Below are 24,265 nucleotides of genomic sequence, written 5' to 3'. Positions count from 1 at the left end.
GACCGTCCCCCTAGTCGTTGTACATGCCGATGGTGTCGTCCAGCCTGCCGCGCACGTCGTGCAGGGCCATTTCAGCCTCCCGCAGATGCGCATCTACCTGGGCCTGGATATGGCGGTCGTTCGATACATGTTCGTCGACCAGGAAGCCGGCTATGGCCAGTTGCAGCGCTGCCGCGGCCTCGGCGATGTTTTTCATGCCGTTTATCGCCCACTCGCGGTCATCCTCTTTCGGTTCGTACTTCTCCAGCACCTTCACCCGCTCCACCAGGGCCTTTTTCTCCGCCTGCAGGCCAGCCGTTTCCTCCTTGACCACTCCTTTCAGGTCCTTCTCCAGGCGGGTATTCCGCTCTCTGAGGGTCTTGTTTTTCTCAAGCAGCTTCTCCAGGGCCGCTTCGATCTCCGGCGCCGCATCGTCGCTGAGCGAGATAGCCTCCCCCTCGATCACGATCGTTTTGCCGTCCTCGGAGACCTGGAAGGATTCGCCGTCGTATTTGAGCTGGCGGAGCTGACGGAGCTCACGATAGCCAAGGCCAAAGTTGCCAACCGTTAGCAAAAATTGCTCTCCGAACTCGGCAAGATTTTGCAGATCCATATCGACTTTCTGACGAGAAAAACCAAGGAATTCACAATACTTGTCCCATGTACCTATTCCAGGAAGGTCGCGGTAAGTTTTTGACGCCTTGATGTTTTTGAGCTGAACCAAAGTGCTAGCGGTTAGCACTTTCTCTACAAATGTCATGGCCTGGATACGACCAGCTACGGTATAGCTTTCAGCAATCCGTGCCTCCCGATCCTTCTGTTCTTCTTGGGCCTGCAACTGCTGATCACGCTCGCGGTCGGCCTCAAGTTCGCCCACATTCATGGCCGTGGTGCGGGTCTGACGGGCCTCGGAGCCCTGGACCTGCTCGGCCTGGGCCTCCAACAACTTCTTGAGCTGCTGCTTGAGGGCCTTTTCACGCCCTTTGTTATCCGGTTTCCCCTCAACTTCTGCCAGGGCCGCGCGGATCGTGGCCTCGTTGGCGCGGTCGAGACAGCCGCGGAAGTTAATGTCTCCGGCCGAAGTATTCACCAGCCAGCCAAGTGTTTCCTGATCTACTTCCATACTTCCCTCCGGTTCGGTAAGTTCGACTCTCAGGGCCTGAGCCCCGAATTTAATGGCTTTCTTCACAAGCATTGCATTCCTCTATGGTCGTCCACTCACGTCCACAAAAAACACACCGAAAGCGAATCCCTTTCATCCTCACACCTCCAGCTGGCGGAGCTCGCGATCGAGGTCGCCGCGTTTATCCTTCAGCCCCTGCAGATACACGGCATACATGCCGCTGATCCGCGAGCCCGGCTCGTACATTTCGCCCGCCTGCCGCACCCATTTGCGCTCCAGCAGCACCACCATGTGGCTCATCACCGTGGCGTGGGGCAGGCCGAGCTCCCGGGCGATCTGCGCCGCCGATACGGGGGTAGTCTGCTGGTGGAGCAGCTCAATGATGTCGATCAGCTTGTGGTCGCTCATGACCGGGTTATAAGTTTTAGCTGCCACAATGAATCTCCTTTATCGGCGCAATAAAGATGTCATCCCATCTATCCAACCCCGCCTCAAAAACATCTGCGCGAACTGCATCCTCCGTTTCACCGAAGTATGGTAGCCACTCGCGTTCGGTGGTGATGGGCTTCATACTTCTGTAGGCTTGGAACATGGTTTACCTCCTCACTCCGCATTTGGATTCCAGCAGCGCGATTTCCTGCTCCAACTGCTTGCGCTCCTGGATCTTCTTGGCCAACTGCACATACGGCTTCTCGTTGGCCGTGAGCACTCCGGCGCCAAGCTCTTCAAGTCCGAATTCCAGGGGATCAAAGGCCCCGGCCAGCTTGCAAGCGGCAATGACCTGCACCATGGTGGGCTGGTAGGCCGGGTCGCTGCCCAGGATCTTCTCGAACACCGACCCCTTCACCTCAATGCCGGTTACACGGCTGATCCAGGCAGCCACCATGAAACGGTCACGCGGAGAGAGCATCTTGCTCAGGCGCTGTTTGATACCGAGGCTGAGGTGCTCCAGGGAACCTGTTTCTATCTCCCTATCCAGCAGCACAAGCTGCCCGGACACACTTTTATCTTTTCTTTCGCGCTGATTGGACATGACGCCCCTCGTTTTTACTGTTACCGTCAAGACTCTTTTGATGTATATTCCCCGTTGCGGAGGTGGGCCGATGGACCCGGAACAAACTGAAACAATGTCTGTTGAAGAATTTCATGGTGCGCTCAATAGTATTCACGCTGACATCCTCGCTTCCCACCTCCTCCTCATGGAGGAGATCCGCTCCATCCAGGAAGAAATGTTTGACTCAAATAAGGAGACTAAGCGATTCCTTGACCATCGAAGGGAAGCAGCGACAATCCTGCAGCGTCAGGAAAAAAGTGCCAGCACCGCCCTTGCAAATATTTTGGCTCGACGGAAAGGTGTTCAATAACAACCTCTTCCGCCAGCTCTGTTACAAATTTCCGAGAAAGGCCGTTCTCTTTGATCAGGGTCGCAACTTCCTTTCTCTCAGGGTCCATAAGAAAGAAACCGACCATGCCCTGAAGTTCACGCAATGCCGTGTTGATATCGGCGTAAGTCTCTGCCTGAGTACTCATGCTGCCCTCCTTGAGTTTTGTTCTGCAGCCTCCGGCCCGGCCAGCAGATCGGCGACCGAGACACGGCACAGACGGGCGATGGTTTTGATGACAGGTGCGCTGACGCGGTGACTGTTGATGACATAGGAAACCATGACGAGGGAGACTTTGGCCGCCGTGGCAACCTTGCCGTTGGTGACCTTGCGGAGTGCCATCCAAGCCCGGATGTTGCAGGCGGTAGCTTCAGTAGATTCCTGTTTCATGTGGGCTCTCTTTTTTTCATTAGTAAGGTTTAGTGTTGTAAACTATCTGTGGCTAAAATAACTTCAAAATGAAGTCACGTCAAGGAAAATTTGATTGCAAAACGTAATCAACACGACATCTGAAATTATTGAACGAATCAAGAAGGATCGCGGGCATCAAAAAGACGCGGAGGTGGCGCGGGATTTAAAAGCTCCGCCGAAGAAGCTGGGCGTCTGGAAGCTGAGGAATACCGTACCGCTCGAAGAGCTGACTACGTTTTGTAGGCAATTCGGCTATAATCTGGAATGGGTCTTAACTGGTGAGGGTCAGAAAAGGCGGGCTCAACCGTGTATTGTGATGGAGGCACCAGAAGGGTATCGTCATCACCCGATACCGCTGGATATGGATCGTCGGCAGAGTGTGCTATTCAGGAAGCTGCAGAGGATTCTCGATGAAGGGGATAAGGTTAAGATTGAAGCCGTCAAGGCCCAACTGGCGGCGTTTGATCCAGGTGAAAAAAAACAGGGCATGGATTGCCCAGAGAATGAGAGAGCTGGGACTAAGAATAATCACGCGGCCTGAGTGCAGCGACTGTCCTTAGTAAGGGGGGATTATGAGACTTTGGAGTGGTAAAATGGCCTATACGATCTATTCAGTTCTTATTGTCCTTGTATTCACCGGCTCAGCTCTATGTGAATCTACAATACCTTTAACCACAGTTGAGAATAAGATTCTCCTTAATGATATAAAAGGTGCAAATACTGAGTTATTGAAGCTATCCCCGTCAATAATCAAAGGGAGTGGGTATAAACATTATCAGGCAATTGATCGCGAGCTAAAGAGCCTTGCAAAATACTTCGAAGAGGTCGCAAGATATCAGGCGTTTACCAGGAAACCAGGGAATGAAACTGCTGCACTCAATTCCATCAAACCACTGTTAGCGGCTCGTGACGCCATTCCAAAACCAAGCCTCTTTTCGCCTGCTGTATGGGATAAGGTTGTTACACTAAACAATGAAAACGCTGCTATTTATGATGCTGCAAAAAAGGTTGTCGATAAGCAGATCGCTGAGAGACAGACGGCCGAAAATCATCGGCGTGCAATGGAACGGGAAGAAGAAGAGAAAGAAGCCCAATTGGAGGCTGAACGGGAAGCTGAGGAACTGAAAGTTCAGAAAGCCTGCGGGAAGGATTACGGCCAGATCAGGGTGGGTATGACTTTGGCCCAAGTACAGAAGTGTGTGGGGGAGTTCTTCATTCACGGCCAGGCGAGCTGGAAGGGCAGTGTGGTTGACTATTACACCCGCGGCGGAACGTACCTGTATATCAAAAATGGCCGAGTGGTAGCCTGGGGCGGGTGATGGATAAGGGGCTCACGTCCCATTTCGCTGACGCGAAACAAACCGATCTCTTCCGGCTGATGAACGACCGTCACGATCAATTTGGGCGGCGGGCGCTCTTCATCAAGAGCGTCTTGATACCATGCCGTTTTCCCCTGATGTAAAGCATCCGTCAAGCATCGTCGCGGACGTTTATCGTGTTTCTCGTGTGTTAGTTATCCCGCCCCCCTTGTCTGCTGGCTGTGCCGGCTTCCCTGCTGGCGGAGGTAAGTGTCAATGTCAACGTCGGCGTTCCCGCCCCGCGGGTCGTTGTCCAGGGGCCGCCGGCGGTGCTGTTCCAAGCGCCGCCGCTGTTCCTGGCCCCGCCGCAGCTCGGCTTCTACGTGGGGGTGGACATGCCCTACGACCTGATGTTCGCTTCCAACTTCTACTATCTCCATTACGGTAATGCCTGGTACCGCTCGTCTTACTATAACGGCCCCTGGGTTGTGGTGCAGCGCAACTACCTGCCGCCGATCATTCTCCGGAACCGGCTGGAGGTGATCAGGTCTCATCGCGATCGCGAGTACCGTGTCTATTACCGCGATCGGGATCGCTATCAGAGCTATTACCGCAGCAGGCAGTACCGGCCGGAATTGCGGGAGGTGCGCCAGGAGGTGCGCCGGGATGACCACCGTCGCAACGAAGTGAGGGAAGAACGCCGATATGAGCGGGAAGACCGCCGCGATGATCGGCATGATGATCATGGCCGCGGCCATGATCGGCGCCGCGGAGACTAGCATCCGAAGTGCGCATGAAAGCAAAAAGCCCCACCGGGTGTCCGGTGGGGCTTTTTTATCTGCAGGGTATCTCGTCTAGCTCTGCAGGCCGAAGGTCTCGTGCAGCACGCGTACGGCCAGCTCGGTGTACTTCTCGTCAACAATGACTGAAATCTTGATTTCCGAGGTGGAGATCATCTGGATGTTGATGTTGTTGGCGGCCAGGGCGGCGAACATCTTGGTGGCGACGCCGGCGTGGCTGCGCATGCCGAGACCGACGATGGAGACCTTGCTGATGTTCTCGTCCGAGAGCACCTGCTTGGCCTGGATCTCTTTGGTCACCTCGCTGGTGATCAGCAGCGCCTGCTTGAGATCGGCCTTGGTCACGGTGAACGTGAAGTCGGTCAGTTCGGCCTGGCTGACGTTCTGCACGATCATGTCCACGGAGATGTTGGCATCGGAAAGCGCGGTCAGAATCTTGGCGGCGATGCCCGGTTTGTCGGGTACCCCCATCACCGCGATCTTTGCTTCGTTTTTATCGTAGGCGACCCCTGAAACGAGAATTCCTTCCATTTCTGCATCCTCCCTGGTAACCATGGTACCGGTATTTTCATTCAAACTGGAACGGACGTGCACGTCCACGTTGTATTTTTTGGCAAATTCCACCGAACGGATCTGCAGCACCTTGGCGCCCAGGCTGGCCAGCTCCAGCATCTCGTCGTAGGAGACCTTCTCCATTTTGCGCGCTTCTTTGCAGACGTTGGGATCGGTGGTATAGACGCCGTCAACGTCGGTATAGATCTCGCACACATCAGCCTTGAGCGCCGCAGCCAGGGCCACGGCAGAGGTATCGGAACCGCCGCGGCCGAGAGTGGTGATGTTGCCGGCCGCATCGATACCCTGGAAGCCGGCCACGATTACAATGGTGCCCGCCTTGAGGTCGGCACGGATGTTCTTGTCGTCGATGCTTTCGATACGGGCCTTGCTGGCGGTGTCGTCGGTTACGATCGGTACCTGCCAGCCCTGGTAGGACTTGGCCTTGTAACCCAGCGACTTGAGATACATGGCCAGCAGACCGGTAGTGACCTGCTCGCCGGTGGATACGACTGCATCGTATTCGCGCCAGTCCGGGATCTCGCTCATCTCGTTGGCCAGCGCCACCAGCTTGTTGGTTTCGCCGGACATGGCCGACACCACCACGATCAGGTCGTTGCCCGCGTCGTAGGTTTTGATGATCCGTTTGGCGACATTTTTCATGCGGTCTGTGGTGCCGACCGAAGTGCCGCCGTATTTCTGGACTACAAGTGCCATACTGCTCTCCTTCTGCATGTATAGTGACTGCGGAAAACGCCGGAAGAATCCGTTCTATATAGCAGATTACCGCTTCAGGTCAAAATTATTTTTTCTGCGTCAATGCCTTTCGCAAAGGATTCCAGCAGCGTCTGCGCATCCGTTCCGGTCGCCCGCAGCGATAATTTCCGATGATCGTCACCGGCGTGGGCAAAGGTGATCTCCAGGCGATCCGGGGGGAGCAGTTCCCCCAGACGCTCTGACCATTCGGCGATGCAGATGCCGTGGCCGCCGAAATAGTCTTCGAAACCCAGTTCGGCTACCTCTCCGGCGCCGGAGAGCCGGTAGAAATCGAAGTGATAGACCGGCGGCGTGCCGGGATACTCATTCATGATGGCAAAGGTCGGGCTGGCCACCAGTCGCAGGCTGGCAGGTGCCACGGCAGCTACAATGCCGCGGGTAAAGCAGGTCTTGCCCCCCCCCAGTTGTCCGGAGAGCGCCACGAACGCGCCCGCTTTCAGTAGCGAACCGAGGTGGCGCCCCAGTGCCAGGGTATCGTCCGGGGAATGGGAGATCAGCTCAAGCATGCCGATCAGGGATTGATGCTGCGGATGATGTCGATCCGCGCCACGATGCCGACCAGTGTGCCCTTGTCGACCACCGGCAGGGCGTGCAGCTTGCGGTCGCTCATGATATCGGCCGCCTTGCTGACCGGGTCGGCAGGAGAGACGGTCACCACTTCGGGGCAGTAGATCTCCCCTACGGTCTGGGCGGTCATCTTGTGCAGTTCGCGTTCCAGGGTGCGCTCCCCTTCCAGCGGAATCACCCAGTCGAAGAGGGAAATTACGGTGGGAATATGCAGGCTGCGCCCCTGTTCGATCAGATCGGAGGCGGTGACGATGCCGATCAGGGCGCCGTTGTCATCGATTACCGGCAGGCTGCTGAACCGGCGGGTTTCGAAGATCTCGGCCAATTCGCGTACGGTGGTTGTGCGTCGTACGGCAAGAACATCTTTTGTCATGATCTCGGCTATGGTCTGCATCGTCTTCTCCTTCACTGAATAAATTGAGTCAACGTCTTCGGTGCCGTGTCGGATAATGGCTGCATGAACAGCCGCTTGCAGGCGTACGGCAGCATTTCCTGAACATCGGTGGCGTTCATGCCGATCTCCCCTTTGTCGTCGGCCACCATGTCGCCGGCATAACCGTGCAGGAATACCCCCAGGCGACAGGCATCCCAGGCAGGGTAGCCCTGGCCCAGCAGCGATACGAGGATGCCGGTCAGCACATCTCCCATGCCGCCGCTGGCCATGCCAGGGTTGCCGCTGGTGTTGATGGCGATCGCGCCGTCAGGGGAGGCGATGATCGTGCGGGCCCCCTTGAGGATCAGGTAGATCCCGTAGGTGCGGGCGAATTCCTGGGCCACTGCAATGCGGTTCGCTTCGATTTCGGGAACCGAAGCGCCCAGCAGGCGCCCCATTTCACCGGGATGGGGGGTCAGGACAAGGCTAGGGGACTTTTTGCGCAGCAGCACGCCAACATCTTCAGCCACGGCATTCAGGCCGTCGGCATCGATTACCAGGGGCGCTGTAATGGTCTCCACCAGTGAACGCACCAGCAGTGCGGTTTCCGGCCGGCGGTCCAGCCCCGGTCCGAGGGCCACGGCATCACGCCCGGGCAGCAGTTTTTCGATTTCAGCACGAACGCTGAGATCAAGGTGCCCGCTGCCCGAGTCGGGCAACGGAATGGTCATGGCCTCGGTGGTCTTGACTTCCAGGATCGGATTGAGGCTGGCCGCCACGGTCAGGCTCACCAGCCCGGAGCCGGTCCGCACTGCGCTGTTGGCGCTCATGGCTGCAGCACCGGTCTTGCCGGGAGATCCCGCGACGATCAGACAGTGGCCGAAGCTGCCCTTGTGTGCCCGACGGTCCCGCCGGCGCAGCAGCGGCCGGACGGCGGCGGCATCGAGTATCTCGAATCCGGGGGCGGCCTGGATGATGTGCGGGGGAATACGGATGTCGGCGACCACCAGCTTGCCGACATGCTCGGCGCCGGGAAAGAGGATCAGGCCGAGCTTCGGCAGGGCAAAGGTGACGGTGAGCGAGGCACGGACCGCGTCTCCCATGATCATGCCGGTGGTGCCGTGGATGCCGGAGGGGATGTCGACCGACAGGATCGGGCGGCCGGAGGAATTCACCAGCTCGACCGCAGTGCGATACACGCCGGTGATGGTGCTGTTGAGACCGGTGCCCAGCAGCGCATCCATGATCAGGTCGGCCCGGCAGAGTTCATCTCCATGCTGGGCCAGCCGGCTCTCGTCCGGGCAAAAGCTGATCATGGCGAGGGGCAGGCGGATCAGGTTGGCAGCCGCGTCGCCGGTGATCTGACCCTGCTCTGCCAGGACCAGGACCTTCACACGCCACCCCTGTTCGTGCAGGAGCCGCGCGATCACGTACCCGTCGCCGCCGTTGTTTCCCTTGCCGGCCAGGACCACGGCCTGCCCGGCCCCTTGCAGGCCGGATTCGTCCATGATCGCCGCTACGCAGCTGCGACCGGCGTTCTCCATCAGCTGCAGCCCCGGGATGCCTTCGTCCTCGATGGCGCGCCGATCGATTTCCTGCATGGTCCGGGGAGTTACCGCTTTCATTCCGCCTCCACGACTACCATTGCCACGGCACAGCCCCCGTCATGGGAAAGCGAGAGAAACAGCCGGCCGAGCCGGTGAGCCCGGTACAGGTTCAGCGCTTCTCCCGACAGGAGCAGTTCCGGCTTGCCCAGGTCGTTGCTGACAACCTCCATGTCCAGCCAGCTGATGCCGTCCCGCAAGCCCGTGCCGATGGCTTTCAGAAAAGATTCCTTGGCGGCGAAGCGGGCGGCGTAGCAGGCGGCGCTGCTCTTCCTGGCAGTGCAGACCGCCTGTTCCCCGGGGGTAAACAGCCGCCGCAGGATGGCGGTGTTGCCGGAGTCGATGAAACGCTGGAAGCGCTCGATCGAAACGATATCGGTGCCAATGCCGAAGATCATGCGTATTTGATCAATTCCACCATGTCCCTGACCGCCCGGTCCAGTCCGGTCAGAACGGCCCGGGAGATGATCGAGTGTCCGATGTTGTACTCCTCGATGCCCCCCAGGGCGGCCAGCGGCTTGATATTGACGTAGTTCAGGCCGTGACCGGCATTGACCCCCAGCCCCACCTTGCGCGCCAGCTTGATGGCGGTGTCGATCTCCTCCAGCCTGTGCTCACGGCTTTTCCAGTCCGGGGCTTCGGCATATGCGCCAGTATGGATCTCGATGTAGTCGGCGCCGGTCTTGTTGGCGGCCTTGATCTGCTCCTGGTCGGGATCCACGAACAGGCTGACCACGATGCCGCCGTCCCGCAGGCGCTTGACCGTCTCGGTGACCGCCTTGAGGTGAAGGATTACGTCGAGCCCCCCCTCGGTGGTCAGTTCCCGGCGTTTCTCCGGGACCAGCGTAACCTGCTCGGGTTTGATCTTGAGCGCGATCCGCACCATCTCCTGGGTAATGGCCATTTCGAGGTTCAGCTTGGTCTTGATCGTCTGCCGCAGGATCTCCAGGTCGCGATCCTGAATATGGCGGCGGTCTTCGCGCAGATGAACGGTGATGCCTTCGGCGCCGGCCAGTTCACCGATGGCGGCGGCCGCCACCGGATCCGGTTCGATACCGCCGCGCGCCTGGCGCACGGTGGCTACATGATCGACGTTAAGTCCAAGTTTTGCCACTTCCAACCTCCTATACATCTACCACTGACACAGAGACACGGAGGAAATCGAACGGCAATGGAACGCGGAAACGGCAGGAATGGCTGATAAATTCAGATCTTAAAAATAAATCCGGGTTAGGAAGCAATCTGTCTTTTCCCGCTTTTTCCGCCTCTTCCGTGTTCCATTGTCTTCTGGCTTTTACTTTTCTCTGTATCTTGCGGTGGATTGTAAACTACTTCTCTCCCAGGTGGGTCTTCACCAAGGCTGCGATGTCGTTGGCCCAGGCGGTGATCTCGTAGGTGTCCTTGCCTTCCAGCATGATGCGCAGGAGCGGTTCGGTGCCGGAATAGCGGATCAGCACCCGTCCCTCGTTGCCGAGCTTTTCCTCCACCGCGTGCACCTGGGCGGCGATTTCCGGGATGGACATGATGTCCTGGCGTTCCCGTACCCGGGTGTTCACCAGCACCTGAGGCAGCGGGATCATCACCGTGGCCAGTTCCGAAAGGGGCTTTTCCTCCCGGCGCATGACCGCCAGGAGCTGCAGGGCCGAGAGTATGCCGTCGCCGGTGGTGTTGTGGTCCAGGAAGATCATGTGACCCGACTGCTCGCCACCCAGGTTGTAGCCCTCCCGGCGCATTTCTTCCACTACGTAGCGGTCGCCCACGGCGGTCTTCACGATCTTGCCGCCGGCATTCCTGATGGCGATGTCGAGCCCCATGTTGCTCATCACGGTGGTTACCAGGGTCTTCTTCTTGAGCACCTTGCGTTTGAGCATGTCGGTGGCGCAGATGGCCATGATGTGATCGCCATCCACCTCTTTGCCGAACTCGTCGCACACGATTACCCGGTCTGCGTCGCCGTCCAGGGCGATGCCGATGTCGGCGCGGTGTTCCTTGACCGCTTCGCTGATGATCTCGGGATGCAGCGAGCCGCATCCGGCATTGATGTTGGTGCCGTCAGGAGAAACCCCCAGGGTGACCACTTCGGCCCCCAGTTCCCGGAACACTGCCGGGGCCACCTTGTAGGCCGCACCATTGGCGCAGTCCAGCACGATCTTCATACCCGAGAGGTCCATGTCCTGGGGAAAGGTGTTCTTGAGAAACACGATGTAGCGGCCGGCGGCATCGTCGATCCTGAAAGCCTTGCCCACCTCGGTGGCAGTCGGACGCAGGGAGTCGATGTGATTGGTTTCGATCAGCTTTTCGATCTTCAGCTCGATCTCGTCCGGCAGTTTGAAGCCGTCGGCGGAGAAGAACTTGATGCCGTTATCCTGGAAGGGGTTGTGGGAAGCAGAAATGACCACCCCGGCGTCGGCCCGCATGGACGAGGTGATGTTGGCGATGCCGGGAGTAGGCAGCGGCCCCACCACCAGTACGTCGACCCCCATGGAACAGATGCCGGCCATCATGGCGTTTTCCAGCATGTATCCCGACAAACGGGTGTCCTTGCCGATCACGATGCGATGACGGCGCTTGTTGGAGCTCTTGAAGATGTAGGCGGCAGCCCGGCCGAGCTGCATTGCCATTTCGGTCGTCATGGGATAGACGTTGGCAACGCCCCGGACGCCGTCGGTTCCGAACAGTTTTTTCATGTACCCTCCATTGGGTGGGGGGTCAGGTCATACGCCTGACACCCAGGGCTTTTTTGAGCATCCTGCGCAATTCGCCGGAATCCATGTCGTAGGTGATTTTTGCGTCATGCACGAAGGATATTTTGCCGGTTTCCTCCGACACCACCACCACATAGCTGTCGGAAAGCTCGGAAAGTCCCAGCGCCGCACGATGCCGCGTACCGAAGCTCTTGGCGATGTCCGGATTCTGGGAGAGCGGCAGCAGGCAGCCGGCCTTGGTCAGCTTTCCCTTTTCAATGATGACCGCGCCGTCATGAATAGGGGAATAGGGCAGAAAAATCGAGTTGAGCAGCTCGCAGGTGACCTTTGCGTCGATCTGCGTGCCGACATGTACAATGTGGTCGAGGGAGATCTGCCGGACCAGCACGATCAACGCTCCGATCCGTTTTTCCGCCAACTCTCTGAGCGCCCGCAGCAATTCTTCGACGGTTTCGATGTCGCCGTCGAATTCGGAGGCGGACGGGGAACGCTTGCCCAGGGCCAGCAGGGTGCGGCGCAGGTCCGACTGGAAAACGACCGCCAGGATAACCGGCATCGAGCTGATCACGATGTCCAGCACCCGTACCAGCGGGGTAACGTTCGTCACCCGTGCCGCGAGCGACGCCAGCGACAGCCCGGCCATCACGCCCAGCAGTCGCAGGGCAACGTCGCGACGGATCACCAGCGCGCTGCCGGTTACCAGCGCCGTCATCACGATCGTATCGGACAGTTCCGTCAGTGCCGGTGGAATTGTCATGGTTGTCAACTCTCGGATTGCTGTTCAAAAGTGCCGGTGGCGATGGCATGCGCCATGTAGGCTGCGTCGCGCATGGCCCGTACGTCATGCACCCGCAGGATCGAAGCTCCGTTGGCCACTGCCAGCGCTACGGTGGCGGCAGTGCCGTACACGCGTTCTCCGGTTTCACGTCCCAGCGCCTTGCCGATGAATGCCTTGCGCGATGTCCCCACCAAAAGCGGCAGGCCGAGTCCCTCCAGTTCGCGCAGTCTCCGCAGCAGTTCCAGATTGCCGGAAGCATCCTTGCCGAAACCGATGCCAGGATCGATGGCGATCCGCTCGCGCTCGATCCCGTGTGCCAGTGCAACCTCCACCGAGCCGGACAGGCCGGTGATGACCGTCTCCAGCAGATCGCTGTAGGCGGTGTTCTTCTGCATGGTTTCAGGAGCGCCGCGGGTATGCATCAAGACGATCCCGGCACCGGTCCGGGCGGCCACGCCGGCCATGGCGGGATCGAAGGTGAAACCGCTGATGTCGTTGATGATCTCCGCACCGGCTGCAATGGCGGATGCAGCCACGTCGGCCTTCCAGGTATCGATCGAGATGGCGCAGGGCAGGCGGCCCGACAGCTCCTCGATTACCGGCACCACCCGCTGACGCTCGACTTCTGCAGATACCGGATCGGCCCCGGGGCGGGTGCTCTCCCCTCCGATGTCGATGATATCCGCCCCTTCGGCAACCATCTCCATTGCATGATCGAAGGCCTGCCGGGGATCCTGATAACGTGCTCCATCGGAGAATGAATCGGGTGTGACATTGAGGATGCCCATGATCAACGGGCGTGTCAGCGAGAACTCGCGACGCTGGGTTCGCCAAGTACGCGGAGGCCTGGCAGCATATGCCAGAACGGCATCGAGCTCCGGCGCCAGTGTGCCGAGTCCGAATGGCTGGAGTGCCAGCCTGATGGACAGGTTTTGAAGCTGTTTTTCAGTACCGATCAGGATTGCATCGGTGGACTCGATGCTGCAGGCGACCGTGCCGCGGGCCACGGCAGCATCGCCACCAAGCGACAGCATCTCCTGTTTGATGATGTTCGCCTGGCGGCATTCGAGCCCGGTCAGGTGGATGCAGCGGAGCAGCATCTTCGGCGCCATCAGGGCAATTCCGGATGGGTCGGCGCCGATGCCCTGCAGTTCTCTCTCCGCATCGGCGCGAGTGGCGATATCCAGCAGCCTCGCCGAAAACCTGCTCATTATGTCAGGCCTGGATATCGGTAGCTTGTATGGCGGCAGCCTGAGCCGGCTCCTCGGACTTCTTGCCGCAGGCCGGCACGCCGGCGGCAATGATCTCGTCGACCTCGGCGCCGGTCAGGTTCTCCTTCTCCATCAGGCAGGCGGAGAGGTTGTGCAGATTCTGGATATTGTCGCGCAGGAGCGAAAGGGCGCGGGCGTAGCTCTCGTCCACGATGCGCCGGATTTCGGAGTCGATCTCCACGGCGGTTGCTTCGCTGTAATTCTTGTGGGTGGCCATCTCCCGTCCCAGGAAAATCTGCTCGTCCTTTTTGCCGAAGGAGAGCGGACCCATTTTGTCGCTCATGCCCCATTCGCAGACCATCTTACGTGCCATTTCCGTGGCCTGCTCGATATCGTTGCCGGCCCCGGTGGTGAAGGTCTTGAAAATCAGGTCTTCGGCAGCGCGTCCCCCCATCAGCACGGCGATGCGGGCCAGCAGCACTTCGCGGGAATAGCTGTGCTTGTCCTCGATCGGCAACTGCATGGTGACTCCCAAGGCCCGGCCGCGGGGGATGATGGACACCTTGTGGACCGGATCGGTGCCCGGCACCATCCGTGCCACCAGGGTATGTCCCGCCTCGTGATAGGCGGTGCTGCGCTTTTCTTCGTCGGAGATGACCATGCTGCGCCGCTCGACACCCATCAGGACCTTGTCCTTGGCGTTGTCGAAATCGATCGATTCCACCAGAGTCTTGTCCGAGCGAGCCGCCAGCAGGGCCGCCTCGTTGACCACGTTGGCCAGATCCGCTCCGGAGAAGCCAGGGGTACCGCGCGCAATAACGGCCAGATCCACATCGTTGGAAAGCGGCACCTTGCGGGCGTGAACCTTGAGGATCATCTCGCGTCCCTTGACATCCGGGCGGGGCACGACCACCTGACGGTCGAAGCGGCCGGGGCGCAGCAGGGCCGGGTCGAGCACGTCGGGACGGTTGGTGGCGGCGATCAGGATCACCCCTTCGTTGGACTCGAAGCCGTCCATTTCCACCAGCAACTGGTTGAGGGTCTGCTCGCGTTCGTCGTGCCCGCCACCCAGGCCGGCGCCGCGGTGGCGGCCGACAGCATCGATCTCGTCGATAAAGATGATGCAGGGGGCGCTCTTCTTGCCCTGCATGAACAGGTCGCGCACCCGGCTTGCGCCGACACCGACGAACATCTCGACGAAATCCGAACCGGAGATGGAGAAGAACGGTACACCGGCCTCGCCGGCAATGGCGCGGGCCAGGAGGGTCTTACCGGTACCCGGAGGGCCCATCAGCAGCACGCCCTTGGGGATGCGGCCCCCCAGCTTGGTGAACTTCTTGGGGTCCTTGAGGAAAGAGATGATCTCGTGCAGTTCTTCCTTGGCCTCTTCGATGCCGGCCACATCCTCGAAGGTGATCTTGACCTGGGACTCGGTCAAAAGCTTGGCCCGGCTCTTGCCGAAGGACATGGCCTTGCCGCCGCCGACCTGCATCTGGCGCATGAAGAAGATCCAGATGCCCACCAGCAGCAGCAGCGGGAACCAGGAGATGAAGATCGAGAACCAGGAGAATTTCTCCTCTTCTGGTTTTGCGGTGATGGTGACCTTCTTTTCAAGCAGCTTTTCGGTCAGGTCGGCGTCCGAGGTGGGCTTGTAGGTACGGAAATCCTTGCCGTCCTTCCCTTCGAACTTGCCGTAGATCTCATTGCCCTGGATCGTGACCGCGGTGATCTTGCCCGCATCGACCTGAGCGATGAAATCGCTGAAATTGAGTTTTTCAGCGGTAGGACGCGGCTTGTTGAACATGTTGAACAGCAGGATCATCATCAAGCTGATTACCAGCCAGAGTGAAAGATTCTTGTAAAACTGATTCACGCTTACCCCCGTATGATGAATGTGGCGAATGTACCGATTTAAATTTAAATAATTACCATACTGCCGGGAGGTTTACAAGTTCATTCGGATCGCTCGCCAGGGGGCATTGGTTGCGCCGTGCGTGGCGTGTGCCGTCCCTGCTTCCGGGGCGGATCCGGACCTCTGGCTCAGTTCCCGGCAAAAACCGCTTTGAGCGCTCCGGCAGAATCGTTGTCGATTCTGGTCAGATTGGAGGCGCGCATGCCGCAGATCCAGATCAGCGTTCTGCCACTGAACAGCAGGGGCAGGCGCCGGCGGACGGCTGGAGGCAGCTTGGCGTCGATGAAAATCTCCTTGACCTTCCTGCTGCCGCTCATGCCAAAGGGGACCATGCGATCCCCCGGGCGAAAGGGCCGCACCAGCCAGGGAAAGGGGGCCTTCCCCGGATCGAAGCAGGCCGTGTCGGGTGCAGTCTTCAGGGGGCCTCCCGACAGCTCCGCGGAAGAGATCTCCAGGGTCATGCCGAGCCAGAGCTGATAGCGGCCGGGTCCGGGAATGACGATCTCCTCCGGCGGTTTCTCACCGGCGTCCACTCGCTGAAAGACGAGCCGTCCGTATTCGCGCCGTGCCACCAGAAGGCCGGGCAGAGTTATGGAGCGGTTGGGAGGGCCGTCCTGCAACAGAGCGGCGGCATCATGGATATGCCGCAGGGAGAGGTGGCGCAGATCACCGGCCACTTCGGCCAGTGCCCGGCGGACAAGGCGCCTTTGCATGGCCGGATGCAGCGATGCGAGCCGGGCGACATCGAAGGCCACCGCTGCGGCGTCCTTTTGGGAAAGCCGGGCATACTCCTCTTCTGTCAGGGTATCCAGCAGGTGGTCGTCGTCGGCCAGAAGGCCGGCGGTGGCAGCCAGCCGTTCCCGGACGGCGGGATTGTATGATTCGAGCAGCGGAAGCAGTTCGTGGCGGATGCGGTTGCGCAGGAAGTCCATGTCGGCGTTGCTGGCATCTTCGCGCCAGGTGAGCCCGCAGTGCTCGAGATGGGCCACGATTTCGCTGCGGGTGATTTCGAGCAGGGGACGGATGAAGCCGTGTCCGTTGCGAAACGGCATTCCCGACAATCCACGCGTGCCCGAGCCCCGCAGCAGTCGCATCAGCACCGTCTCGGCCTGATCGTCGGCGTGGTGGGCCAGGGCCACGGCCGTTGCCTGCCACTTCTCGCGCAGTTCGGCGAAGAACTCGATCCTGGCCTGGCGGCCGGCATCTTCAAGGCTGAGGCGTTTCTGGCGGGCCACGGCCGCCACATCCATGCAACGGGTTTCAAAGGGGAGCCCATGGCGGGCGGCAAGGGCACGGGCGAACTCCTGGTCGGCATCGGATTCGCTGCCGCGCAGGCAGTGGTTGAGATGCGCCACCACCAGGCGCGGCGACGGATCATACAGCTTGACCAGAATGTCCAGGAGCAGGCAGGAATCGGCGCCCCCCGACAGTCCCACGATAACCGTATCGCCGGACCTGAACAGGGCCTGCTCCCGGATGGTGCGGCCGACCCGCGCAATCAGGGGGGGGATGGTCACTTGCCGGTGCCGGTGAGGGCCACGATCTCCGGCATGATCTGCTGGATCGCGTCCTGCAGCGATTGGAGCATCACCTTTTCCTTGGTCTCCTTCGAGGCGGTCAGGGGGATGGTCTGGTTGTCGCGGGAGGCGACGTTGAAGGACTTGGTTTTGACTCCGTTCAGGAACAGGTCGATGTTGAACTTGAGTTCGTGCCTGAGGTCCGCGCTGACCACGCCCTGGTTGACATTCATGAAAGCATTGATATTGGTGATCAGGATGCCGCGCGGAGCATCGGCCGGCAGCGAGGAGGTGTACGTCACCGTGTAGCCGGCATGCTTCAGCTCCAGCAGCAGCGCTTCGCTGATCCATTCCCCCAGGCTGCGGTCGGTCAGCAGGTCTGCCTGGTGAACGCCGTGGACATTGTTGAGGGAGCCGATCACCCATTCCCCCTTGAGGTTTCTGGCCGGTGCAGCTTCGACCCGGGAGACGGCGATATCGCCGCTTTGGCGTCCGAAGGAGCGATCGACCTGTGCATAGCCGAGCCCGACCTTCTGATCGACGGCGGCGCAGCCGGCAAGGCCTGCCGCGAGAACACTACCTGCCAGAATGCAGTGCAGAGAAGAACGACAAAAAGTCATGGTACACCCCGCAGTGGAATAGATCACCGGAAGGCCGGTGATTTCTTGGAACGAACTACAGCCAGCGTTTTCTCTTGAAGTAGAGGATCATGGCGATGGAAGACAGCAGCATTACGAACCACAAGGCCGGGTAGCCATAGTGCCACTCCAGCTCCGGCATGTGTTTGAAGTTCATGCCGTACACTCCCACCAGAAAGGTCAGCGGCAGGAAGATCGTGCCGATCACGGTCAGGAACTTCATCACCTCGTTGGTGCGGTTGCTGACGCTGGAAAGGTACAGGTCAAGCATGCCCGAGAGCAGGTCGCGATAGGTTTCGACCGTGTCGATGACCTGCACGGTATGATCGTAGACATCGCGGAAATAGACCCTGGTGGCGTTGTCCAGCAGCCGGCTGTCCCCCCGCTCCAGGAACGAGATGGCTTCCCGTAGCGGCCAGACCGCCTTGCGCAGGAAGATGATCTCCTTTTTCATGTCACTGATCAGGTGCAGGGTGGTGCGCCCGGCGGTCAGGGTCAGCTCCTCCTCCGCGTTGACGATGCGCTCCCCCATCACCTCCAGCACGTTGAAGTAGCCATCCACGATCGAGTCCACCAGGGTGTATGCCAGGTAGTCGGCACCCATGGCCCGGATGCGGCCCTTGCCGCTGCGGATGCGATCACGCACGGCGTCGAAGACATCCCCGCGGATCCCCTCCTGGAAGGTCAGCAGGTAGTTCGGCCCCAGTATGATGCTGATCTGCTCCGAGGTGAAGGACTCCCCCTGCGACGGTCGCAGCATGCGCAGCACCATGAACAGGTACTCGTCGTAGTCTTCGATTTTGGGGCGCTGTACGGTGTTGACGATGTCTTCCAGCACCAGGGGATGGAAACCGAAATGTTCACCCAGGGTGCGGATGACCTCGATGTCGTGGACCCCCTCGACATTGATCCAGGTTACCGCGGCCCGTCCCACGTGCGGCAGGCACTGGGCGAGCCCTTGGCATGGCCGTTCTTCCACCTCGGCCGGGGAATAACTGAACAGGTCGAGGCGCGGGGCTTCCCGGCGCTGCTCTCCGATGTGGACCAGCGTGCCGGGGGGCAGACCTGTCTTGACCGAGCGCTTCTTGAGAAACCTGCGGCTGTTTGCCATTTCAGATACCCAGCACTTCCGCCATTCTGAGCATTTCGTCGTGGGGCAGCTTTTCGCCGGCAATCACCTCTTCCAGTGGCGTCGAGACGATCGAGTTGTTGGAAAGTCCCACCATCACCCCCGAGACCCCCGCCATCAGCAGTTCCATGCTTTTTTTGCCGAAGCGGCTGGCCAACAGACGGTCGAACACGGTCGGAGCGCCGCCGCGCTGGTAATGTCCCAGCACCGTTACCCGCACTTCAAAGCCGATGGCATCCTTGATGGCATCACCGATCTCCCGGCCGTTGCCCGCCCCTTCCGCCAAGATGATGATGGCGTTGTCGCGCCCTTCTTCAAAGCGGCGTCTCAGCTGCTGACAGATGTCCGGCAGGCTGTAGGGCTGCTCCGGTACCAGGGCGTATTCGGCCCCGGTGGCAATGGCCGAGATCGAGGCCAAGTACCCGGAATTGCGCCCCATCACCTCGATCACGAAGGCGCGTGCGTGGGAGGAAGCGGTGTCCTTGATGCAGTCGACCGCATAGAGAATGTTGTTGAGTGCCGTGTCGACCCCCAGCGCCATGTCGGTGTAAGGGATGTCGTTGTCGATGCTGGCGGGAATGCCGACCACCGGAAAACCGAGGCGGTGCAGAACCAGTGCCCCGGTCAGCGAGCCGTCTCCGCCGATCACCAGCAGGCCCTCGATGCCCATCTCCCGCAGCCGGTCAACCGCCTCCTGCTGGCCATCGGGGGTCATGAATTCACGGGAACGGGCCGATTGAAGAAATGTTCCTCCCCGGTGGAGGATGCCGGAAACGGACCTGTTATCCAGGAGAATCGCATCACCCCGCATAAGTCCGTGGTATCCCTTGCGAAAACCGATTACCTCGATGTTCGACCTCAGAGCGATGCGCACCGCGGCACGGATGGCTGCGTTCATGCCGGAGCAGTCGCCGCCGCTGGTGAGGATGCCTATCTTTTTCATTGTGGAACCTCCCGAGTAAGATCTCATGTGTTCATGTATCAGCCGTTCGTTACGGAGCGGGATCCGGGGGCGGAAACAGCCTTTTCAGTGCCTCCCGTCGATAATCGAAGATCTCTTTCAACCGCGGCTCCACGATCAGCCGGTTCACCAGTCGGGTGAACGGCATGCGTGGCAGAAGATAGTGGACCAGGTCGCGGACTTCCACGCCGCCGGCAACCTCCCGGAAGCGGTGCTGATGCTGCCAGAAACGATACGGACCGAAACGCTGTTCGTCAATAAAGAAAAAGGGCTTTTCCAGGTGAGTGATCTCGCTGGTCCAGTCCATTGTGATGCCGAACAGGGGGCGCACGGAGTAGCTGATGATCCTGCCGGGATAGATATCATCCAGGGGAGGGGAGGTCATGCGAAAACCCATGCCAGGGGGCGTGATGTGTGCCAGGTTGCAGGCGTCGCTGAAAAAGATCCAGGCAGCGGCGAGGTCGACCACCGGCAGGAACTGTGAGCGTTCCAGGATGAACGGCTTCATGGCAGAGTTCCGTATCTTCCTTCATCGGAGTCTTCTTGAGAGCCAGCCGGGAATAAGGGGATCATGCCATTACTCTCCTCTTTTTTTGCGCAGCCACTCCATCCTTTCGACAATACTCTTCTCGTAGCCATGCCCCTTGGGCTCGTAGAACCTGCGCCCGGCCAGCCGTTCCGGCAGACATTCCTGGCCGGCGTAGCCCTGCTCGTAGTCGTGGTCGTAGCGGTAGCCCTTGTGATAACCCAACTCCTTCATCAGCTTGGTGGGGGCATTGCGGATGTGCATCGGCACCGGCAGGGCACCGCTTTTGCGAACCTCCCCCAACGCGGAGTCGATACCAACGTACGAGGCATTGGACTTGGGAGCGGTGGCCAGGTAGGTGACCACCTGTCCCAGGGTGATGCGTCCTTCGGGCAACCCCACGAACTGGAAGGCCTGCATGGCTGACACCGCCACCTGCAGGGCTCGCGGGTCGGCGTTGCCGATGTCCTCGGAGGCCAGAATGATCATGCGCCTGAGGATGAAGAGCGGATCTTCGCCCGCCTCTAGCATGCGCGCCAGCCAGTACAGGGCCGCGTCCGGATCGCTGGCGCGCAGCGACTTGATGAAGGCCGAGATGACGTTGTAATGCTCCTCGCCCCCTTTGTCGTACAGCAGGGCTTTTTTCTGCAGCGCTTCCTGGGCGGTCTCCAGGGTGATGATCCGTTCGGCTTCCGGTGCACCGTGAGGGGCCGAAACAACCAGGTTGGCGGCCACCTCCAACGTGTTGAGAGCGATACGGGCATCGCCGCCGGCCTGGGCGGCCAGGAAGTCGAGCGCATCGTCCGTGGCGGACAGGCCGAGACTGCCCAGGCCACGCTGGTTGCCCGTCAGGGCGTGCTCCAGGATGCCGCGCAGGGTGGCCGGCTCCAATTGGTTGAGCACCAGCACCCGGCAGCGGGAGAGCAGCGGCGCGATCACTTCGAAGGAGGGATTCTCGGTGGTGGCGCCGATGATCGTGACCACACCCTTTTCGACGTAGGGGAGAAAGGCATCCTGCTGGGATTTGTTGAAACGGTGGATTTCGTCCACGAACAGGATCGTGCGTATCCCCCGGGCCTGGAGCCCTTCGGCCTCGCGGAAAATCTCGCGGATCTCCTTGACCCCCGAGAGGATGGCCGAGAAGAAGATGAAATGGGACTTGGTCTCGTGGGCGATGATGTGAGCCAGGGTGGTTTTGCCGCATCCGGGAGGCCCCCAGAAGATCAGCGAGGAGAGGGTGTCGCTCTCGATCATCCGCCGCAGGATGCGCCCTTCGCCCAGGAGATGGTCCTGGCCGGTGAACTCGGCCACCGTCCGCGGTCGCATTCTCTCGGCCAGGGGGGCTGACATGTCCCGGCGGGATGGCTCGGGGGTGGAAAACAGTTCGTTCTGTACTCGTTTCATGACGGTGGTACAGCAGTTCCTTTCCGAAATTGGTGGTCAGCGCTCCTGGCTGTAATGTGTCCTGATACCAGTAAAGCAGTATTCAGTGGGTTGTCCAGAGGGCGGCACCGTTCGCAATAGGTCGTGCTGGACGTTGTGCGCCGCCGACAGGGAAGGGGGCAACTGCGTTCAAGGGAACGGTCCCTGGAATGGTGTGATGTGAAATATGGCGGCAGGCAGTATATCGACTCCGGGGGGCGAATGCAAGGTGGCAGGTCCGGCGGGTGCTAAGGAAAGGTTTCTAGGTTTTGTTTTTGGATTTTGATATTTGGGCTGGAGGTGACCTCGTGTCCATTTATTGTCGCGACAATAGCTCGATAGCCGTCCGCTCGTCGTTGCCGAAAAGCCGGTCGAGGTCGAGTATGATCAACAGCCGCTCGGTACGGTTGACCACGCCAGTGACGCATTCCTGGGCGACACTTCCCTGCACGATGCCCGGCGGCGGCTGGATCTCCGCAGAGGATATGCGGATGACCTCTGCAACCGCATCGACCACAAATCCGGTCAGTCCTTCTCCCACCTCCATGACCAGGATGCGGCTCTGGCGGTCCTCTTCCCGCTCATCCAGCCCGAAACGCTTACGCAGCGAGATGATCGGCACCACCGTGCCGCGCAGATTGATGATGCCGTCCACGTAATCCGTCGTGTTGGGCATCCTCGTGATGGTGGGTATGCGGATGATTTCTCGCACCACCAGCACGTCGACACCATACTCCTCACCCCCCAGCTCGAAGCTTACCAACTGGATGATCTCACGTGATGTCAGGATTTCTTCACCCATAAGCGCAGGTACGTTGTTCATGTCCGCTCCTTATGCCAGCCGGAAGCGGCTGACAAGATTCTGAAGCTCCTGGGCCTGCCGCGCCAGTTGTGAAGCTGCGGTGGCTGTCTCGTCAGCGCCGCACGCCGTCTGGTGGACGACCTCGGTGATCTGCTGGATGTTGCTGGTCACCTCGCTGGTGGTGGCGGTCTGTTCTTCAGCTGCCGTGGCGATCTGATTCACCTGCATGGTGACTTCGTTGATCCGCTCCAGGATCTCCTCCAGGGCCTGGCCCGACTTCTGGGACGACACGGCTCCCTTTTCCACCTCGCTGACGCCGACCTCCATAGCCTTGACCGCCTCCTGGGTTTCCTTCTGGATCGCCTTGATCATCTCGCCGATCTCCCGGGTGGCCTTGGTGGTGCGTTCCGCCAGGGCGCGCACCTCGTCGGCCACGACCGCGAAGCCGCGCCCTTGCTCGCCGGCCCGGGCCGCCTCGATGGCAGCGTTCAGGGCCAGCAAGTTGGTCTGGTCTGCAATGTCCTCAATGGTACCGACGATCTGGCCGATCTGATCGGAACGGCTGCCCAAAGCCTCGACGGTCAGGGAGGTCTGGCGCACCCGCTCGGCGATGATGTTCATGCCGGTGATGGTTTCGTTGACTACCTGGGCGCCGGCACTGGCCGAGTTGGCGGTCTGGCGGGACGCCTCGGCCGCCATGGAACAGTTGCTGGCAATATCGGTGGATGTGGCGGACATCTCCTCGCTGGCAGTAGCCACGGTATTGGCCTGGGAAGCGACCTCCTCCGCGCCGGTGGCGATCTGGGTCGAGGTGGAGTGAAGCTGGTTGGAGGCCGAGGCGATACCGGTTGAGATGTCGGCGGTCTGGGTGATCATGCCGCGCAGGTTCTGGACCATGGTATTCATGGCATCTGCCAACTGGCCCATCTCGTCCTTGCGGTCCAGGTTAATGGTCTGCGTCAGGTCTCCCTGAGCAAGGGCCTCTGTCACGGCCACCGCCTGTCTCAACGGACCGGTGATCATGCCTGATATGAGCAGGCCCGCGGCGATCCCCAGCCCGATGCCTCCAACGATCAGGGCGATCATGATCGCCCGGCTCATCACGAATGCCTCTTCTGTCTCCTTGTCGAGCTTCCCGGCGTTGGCCAGCTTCCTTTTGACCACTTCCGCGGCAGCCTTTTCTACGGCCTGGACCTTGTCCCGCGCCTCTCCCTCCGACAATTGGACTGATTTGCGCTCTGACGAAAGCGCTTCGGACGCGGCAAGCTCCATGACTCTGGAGCTTACCGGCTCCCATTCCGCCACCGCTTTTTCCAGTTTGACAATGAGCGCCTTGCCCGCTTCAGTGCGGAAGAGCGGCTTGGCCTTGGCAATGTTCTCGTGCAGATTGGCCAAGGATTGCTTGTAAATTTCCACCTGCCTGGTACGCCCTTCCGACGAGCTGGCCAGAATGAAATTTTTCTCGGCCCGGATCGCATGCAATATCCCGGCATCGATTTCCTCCGCGTACATGAGCCCCATCATTTCACTGTCGTGCATAACCTTTCCGTGCTGAAAGAACGTCGACATGTTGCCGATGCCGATTGCTCCTAGCATGATGCAGATGCTGGAAAACAGAGTGATAAGAGCCATCAGCTTGGTTTTTGTCTTAAAGTTGTGCAGGATCTGCATGTGATTCTCCCTGGTGTTGTTTGTTTAGTTGTCCGGCGCTGCCTATCCCGAAAACTGTACCGGAGCATATTCATCAAATGCCTACTGATGGGCCGCTGCGCGGGACACCACTCAATATTCTCTGCAT

Annotated in this window: 27 protein-coding genes; 3 read left to right on the top strand and 24 right to left on the bottom strand. The window is 59.7% G+C overall.

Features of this window, described 5'->3' with window-relative positions; all coding sequences use genetic code 11:
* Positions 1-10 precede the first annotated feature (10 nt).
* From GSVR_RS14080 to GSVR_RS14055, 6 genes are all read right to left on the bottom strand, one after another.
* On the bottom strand, positions 11-1,102 hold the full coding sequence (locus tag GSVR_RS14080; protein ID WP_173201859.1) for a hypothetical protein: 1,092 nt from the start codon (positions 1,100-1,102) through the stop codon (positions 11-13).
* A 138-nt stretch (positions 1,103-1,240) separates the two neighbouring features.
* Positions 1,241-1,537, bottom strand: coding sequence for a helix-turn-helix domain-containing protein (locus GSVR_RS14075; RefSeq protein WP_173201858.1), 297 nt, complete (start codon positions 1,535-1,537; stop codon positions 1,241-1,243).
* Positions 1,527-1,694, bottom strand: coding sequence for a hypothetical protein (locus GSVR_RS14070; protein WP_173201857.1), 168 nt, complete (start codon positions 1,692-1,694; stop codon positions 1,527-1,529). The genes GSVR_RS14075 and GSVR_RS14070 overlap by 11 nt, the downstream gene beginning before the upstream one ends.
* A gap of 3 nt (positions 1,695-1,697) precedes the next feature.
* Positions 1,698-2,135 (bottom strand): hypothetical protein, encoded by a 438-nt coding sequence (locus tag GSVR_RS14065; protein ID WP_173201856.1) that lies wholly within the window; start codon positions 2,133-2,135, stop codon positions 1,698-1,700.
* A gap of 218 nt (positions 2,136-2,353) precedes the next feature.
* Positions 2,354-2,632, bottom strand: coding sequence for a hypothetical protein (locus tag GSVR_RS14060; RefSeq protein ID WP_173201855.1), 279 nt, complete (start codon positions 2,630-2,632; stop codon positions 2,354-2,356).
* The gene (locus tag GSVR_RS14055) at positions 2,629-2,874 is read right to left on the bottom strand and encodes a hypothetical protein (RefSeq protein ID WP_173201854.1); all 246 of its coding nucleotides are present in this window, start codon (positions 2,872-2,874) and stop codon (positions 2,629-2,631) included. The genes GSVR_RS14060 and GSVR_RS14055 overlap by 4 nt, the downstream gene beginning before the upstream one ends.
* A 94-nt stretch (positions 2,875-2,968) precedes the next feature.
* Between GSVR_RS14055 and GSVR_RS14050 the strand changes: the two genes are divergently transcribed.
* The 3 genes from GSVR_RS14050 to GSVR_RS14040 all read left to right on the top strand — a co-directional run bounded on the left by GSVR_RS14050 (position 2,969) and on the right by GSVR_RS14040 (position 4,972).
* The gene (locus GSVR_RS14050; protein WP_173201853.1) at positions 2,969-3,436 is read left to right on the top strand and encodes a helix-turn-helix domain-containing protein; all 468 of its coding nucleotides are present in this window, start codon (positions 2,969-2,971) and stop codon (positions 3,434-3,436) included.
* 52 nt (positions 3,437-3,488) lie between these two features.
* Positions 3,489-4,214 carry a hypothetical protein gene (locus GSVR_RS14045; protein ID WP_173201852.1) on the top strand — a complete coding sequence of 242 codons (726 nt, stop codon included), beginning with the start codon at positions 3,489-3,491 and terminating at the stop codon, positions 4,212-4,214.
* A gap of 221 nt (positions 4,215-4,435) precedes the next feature.
* Positions 4,436-4,972, top strand: coding sequence for a hypothetical protein (locus GSVR_RS14040; RefSeq protein WP_173201851.1), 537 nt, complete (start codon positions 4,436-4,438; stop codon positions 4,970-4,972).
* A 75-nt stretch (positions 4,973-5,047) separates the two neighbouring features.
* On the opposite strand, the gene GSVR_RS14035 is transcribed toward GSVR_RS14040, so the two are convergent.
* The 18 genes from GSVR_RS14035 to GSVR_RS13950 form a co-directional block, all read right to left on the bottom strand.
* Complete coding sequence (locus GSVR_RS14035; protein WP_173201850.1) at positions 5,048-6,262, bottom strand: aspartate kinase; 1,215 nt, start codon at positions 6,260-6,262, stop codon at positions 5,048-5,050.
* Positions 6,263-6,336: 74 nt separating this feature from the next.
* Positions 6,337-6,828, bottom strand: coding sequence for a tRNA (adenosine(37)-N6)-threonylcarbamoyltransferase complex ATPase subunit type 1 TsaE (gene tsaE, locus GSVR_RS14030; RefSeq protein ID WP_239077336.1), 492 nt, complete (start codon positions 6,826-6,828; stop codon positions 6,337-6,339).
* Positions 6,829-6,833: 5 nt separating this feature from the next.
* A complete protein-coding gene (locus tag GSVR_RS14025) occupies positions 6,834-7,283 on the bottom strand; it encodes a CBS domain-containing protein (RefSeq protein WP_173201849.1) in 450 nt (149 codons plus the stop codon).
* An 11-nt stretch (positions 7,284-7,294) separates the two neighbouring features.
* Positions 7,295-8,887, bottom strand: a complete 1,593-nt coding sequence (locus tag GSVR_RS14020) for an NAD(P)H-hydrate dehydratase (protein ID WP_173201848.1) — start codon at positions 8,885-8,887, stop codon at positions 7,295-7,297.
* Positions 8,884-9,264 (bottom strand): holo-[acyl-carrier-protein] synthase, encoded by a 381-nt coding sequence (locus GSVR_RS14015; RefSeq protein WP_173201847.1) that lies wholly within the window; start codon positions 9,262-9,264, stop codon positions 8,884-8,886. Before GSVR_RS14015 ends, GSVR_RS14020 begins: the two co-directional genes overlap by 4 nt.
* On the bottom strand, positions 9,261-9,980 hold the full coding sequence (locus GSVR_RS14010; RefSeq protein ID WP_173201846.1) for a pyridoxine 5'-phosphate synthase: 720 nt from the start codon (positions 9,978-9,980) through the stop codon (positions 9,261-9,263). Before GSVR_RS14010 ends, GSVR_RS14015 begins: the two co-directional genes overlap by 4 nt.
* 214 nt (positions 9,981-10,194) lie before the next feature.
* Positions 10,195-11,553: a phosphoglucosamine mutase gene (gene glmM, locus GSVR_RS14005; RefSeq protein WP_173201845.1), complete on the bottom strand. Its 1,359-nt coding sequence runs from the start codon at positions 11,551-11,553 to the stop codon at positions 10,195-10,197.
* 22 nt (positions 11,554-11,575) lie between these two features.
* Positions 11,576-12,328 carry a diadenylate cyclase CdaA gene (gene cdaA / locus GSVR_RS14000; protein ID WP_173201844.1) on the bottom strand — a complete coding sequence of 251 codons (753 nt, stop codon included), beginning with the start codon at positions 12,326-12,328 and terminating at the stop codon, positions 11,576-11,578.
* Between the two features lie 5 nt (positions 12,329-12,333).
* Positions 12,334-13,560: a dihydropteroate synthase gene (folP, locus tag GSVR_RS13995; protein ID WP_173201843.1), complete on the bottom strand. Its 1,227-nt coding sequence runs from the start codon at positions 13,558-13,560 to the stop codon at positions 12,334-12,336.
* 4 nt (positions 13,561-13,564) lie between these two features.
* Entirely contained in the window at positions 13,565-15,433 is a 1,869-nt protein-coding gene (gene ftsH / locus GSVR_RS13990; protein WP_173201842.1) for an ATP-dependent zinc metalloprotease FtsH, read from the bottom strand.
* Positions 15,434-15,600: 167 nt separating this feature from the next.
* Positions 15,601-16,989, bottom strand: a complete 1,389-nt coding sequence (tilS, locus tag GSVR_RS13985; protein WP_173201841.1) for a tRNA lysidine(34) synthetase TilS — start codon at positions 16,987-16,989, stop codon at positions 15,601-15,603.
* Positions 16,986-17,609 carry a YajG family lipoprotein gene (locus GSVR_RS13980; RefSeq protein WP_173201840.1) on the bottom strand — a complete coding sequence of 208 codons (624 nt, stop codon included), beginning with the start codon at positions 17,607-17,609 and terminating at the stop codon, positions 16,986-16,988. Before GSVR_RS13980 ends, tilS begins: the two co-directional genes overlap by 4 nt.
* 55 nt (positions 17,610-17,664) lie before the next feature.
* Complete coding sequence (corA, locus tag GSVR_RS13975; protein WP_173201839.1) at positions 17,665-18,738, bottom strand: magnesium/cobalt transporter CorA; 1,074 nt, start codon at positions 18,736-18,738, stop codon at positions 17,665-17,667.
* Between the two features lies 1 nt (position 18,739).
* Complete coding sequence (gene pfkA / locus GSVR_RS13970; RefSeq protein ID WP_173201838.1) at positions 18,740-19,699, bottom strand: 6-phosphofructokinase; 960 nt, start codon at positions 19,697-19,699, stop codon at positions 18,740-18,742.
* Between the two features lie 49 nt (positions 19,700-19,748).
* A complete protein-coding gene (locus GSVR_RS13965; RefSeq protein WP_173201837.1) occupies positions 19,749-20,225 on the bottom strand; it encodes an SRPBCC family protein in 477 nt (158 codons plus the stop codon).
* A gap of 69 nt (positions 20,226-20,294) precedes the next feature.
* Positions 20,295-21,647 (bottom strand): replication-associated recombination protein A, encoded by a 1,353-nt coding sequence (locus GSVR_RS13960; RefSeq protein ID WP_239077335.1) that lies wholly within the window; start codon positions 21,645-21,647, stop codon positions 20,295-20,297.
* Between the two features lie 334 nt (positions 21,648-21,981).
* Complete coding sequence (locus tag GSVR_RS13955) at positions 21,982-22,488, bottom strand: chemotaxis protein CheW (protein WP_173201836.1); 507 nt, start codon at positions 22,486-22,488, stop codon at positions 21,982-21,984.
* 9 nt (positions 22,489-22,497) lie between these two features.
* The gene (locus GSVR_RS13950) at positions 22,498-24,138 is read right to left on the bottom strand and encodes a methyl-accepting chemotaxis protein (RefSeq protein ID WP_173201835.1); all 1,641 of its coding nucleotides are present in this window, start codon (positions 24,136-24,138) and stop codon (positions 22,498-22,500) included.
* Positions 24,139-24,265: the final 127 nt, after the last annotated feature.

It is taken from the genome of Geobacter sp. SVR, assembly GCF_016865365.1.
Taxonomy (GTDB): domain Bacteria; phylum Desulfobacterota; class Desulfuromonadia; order Geobacterales; family Pseudopelobacteraceae; genus Pelotalea.
Note: the sequence above shows the minus strand (reverse complement) of the source record. Positions and strands in the feature narration are given on the sequence as shown.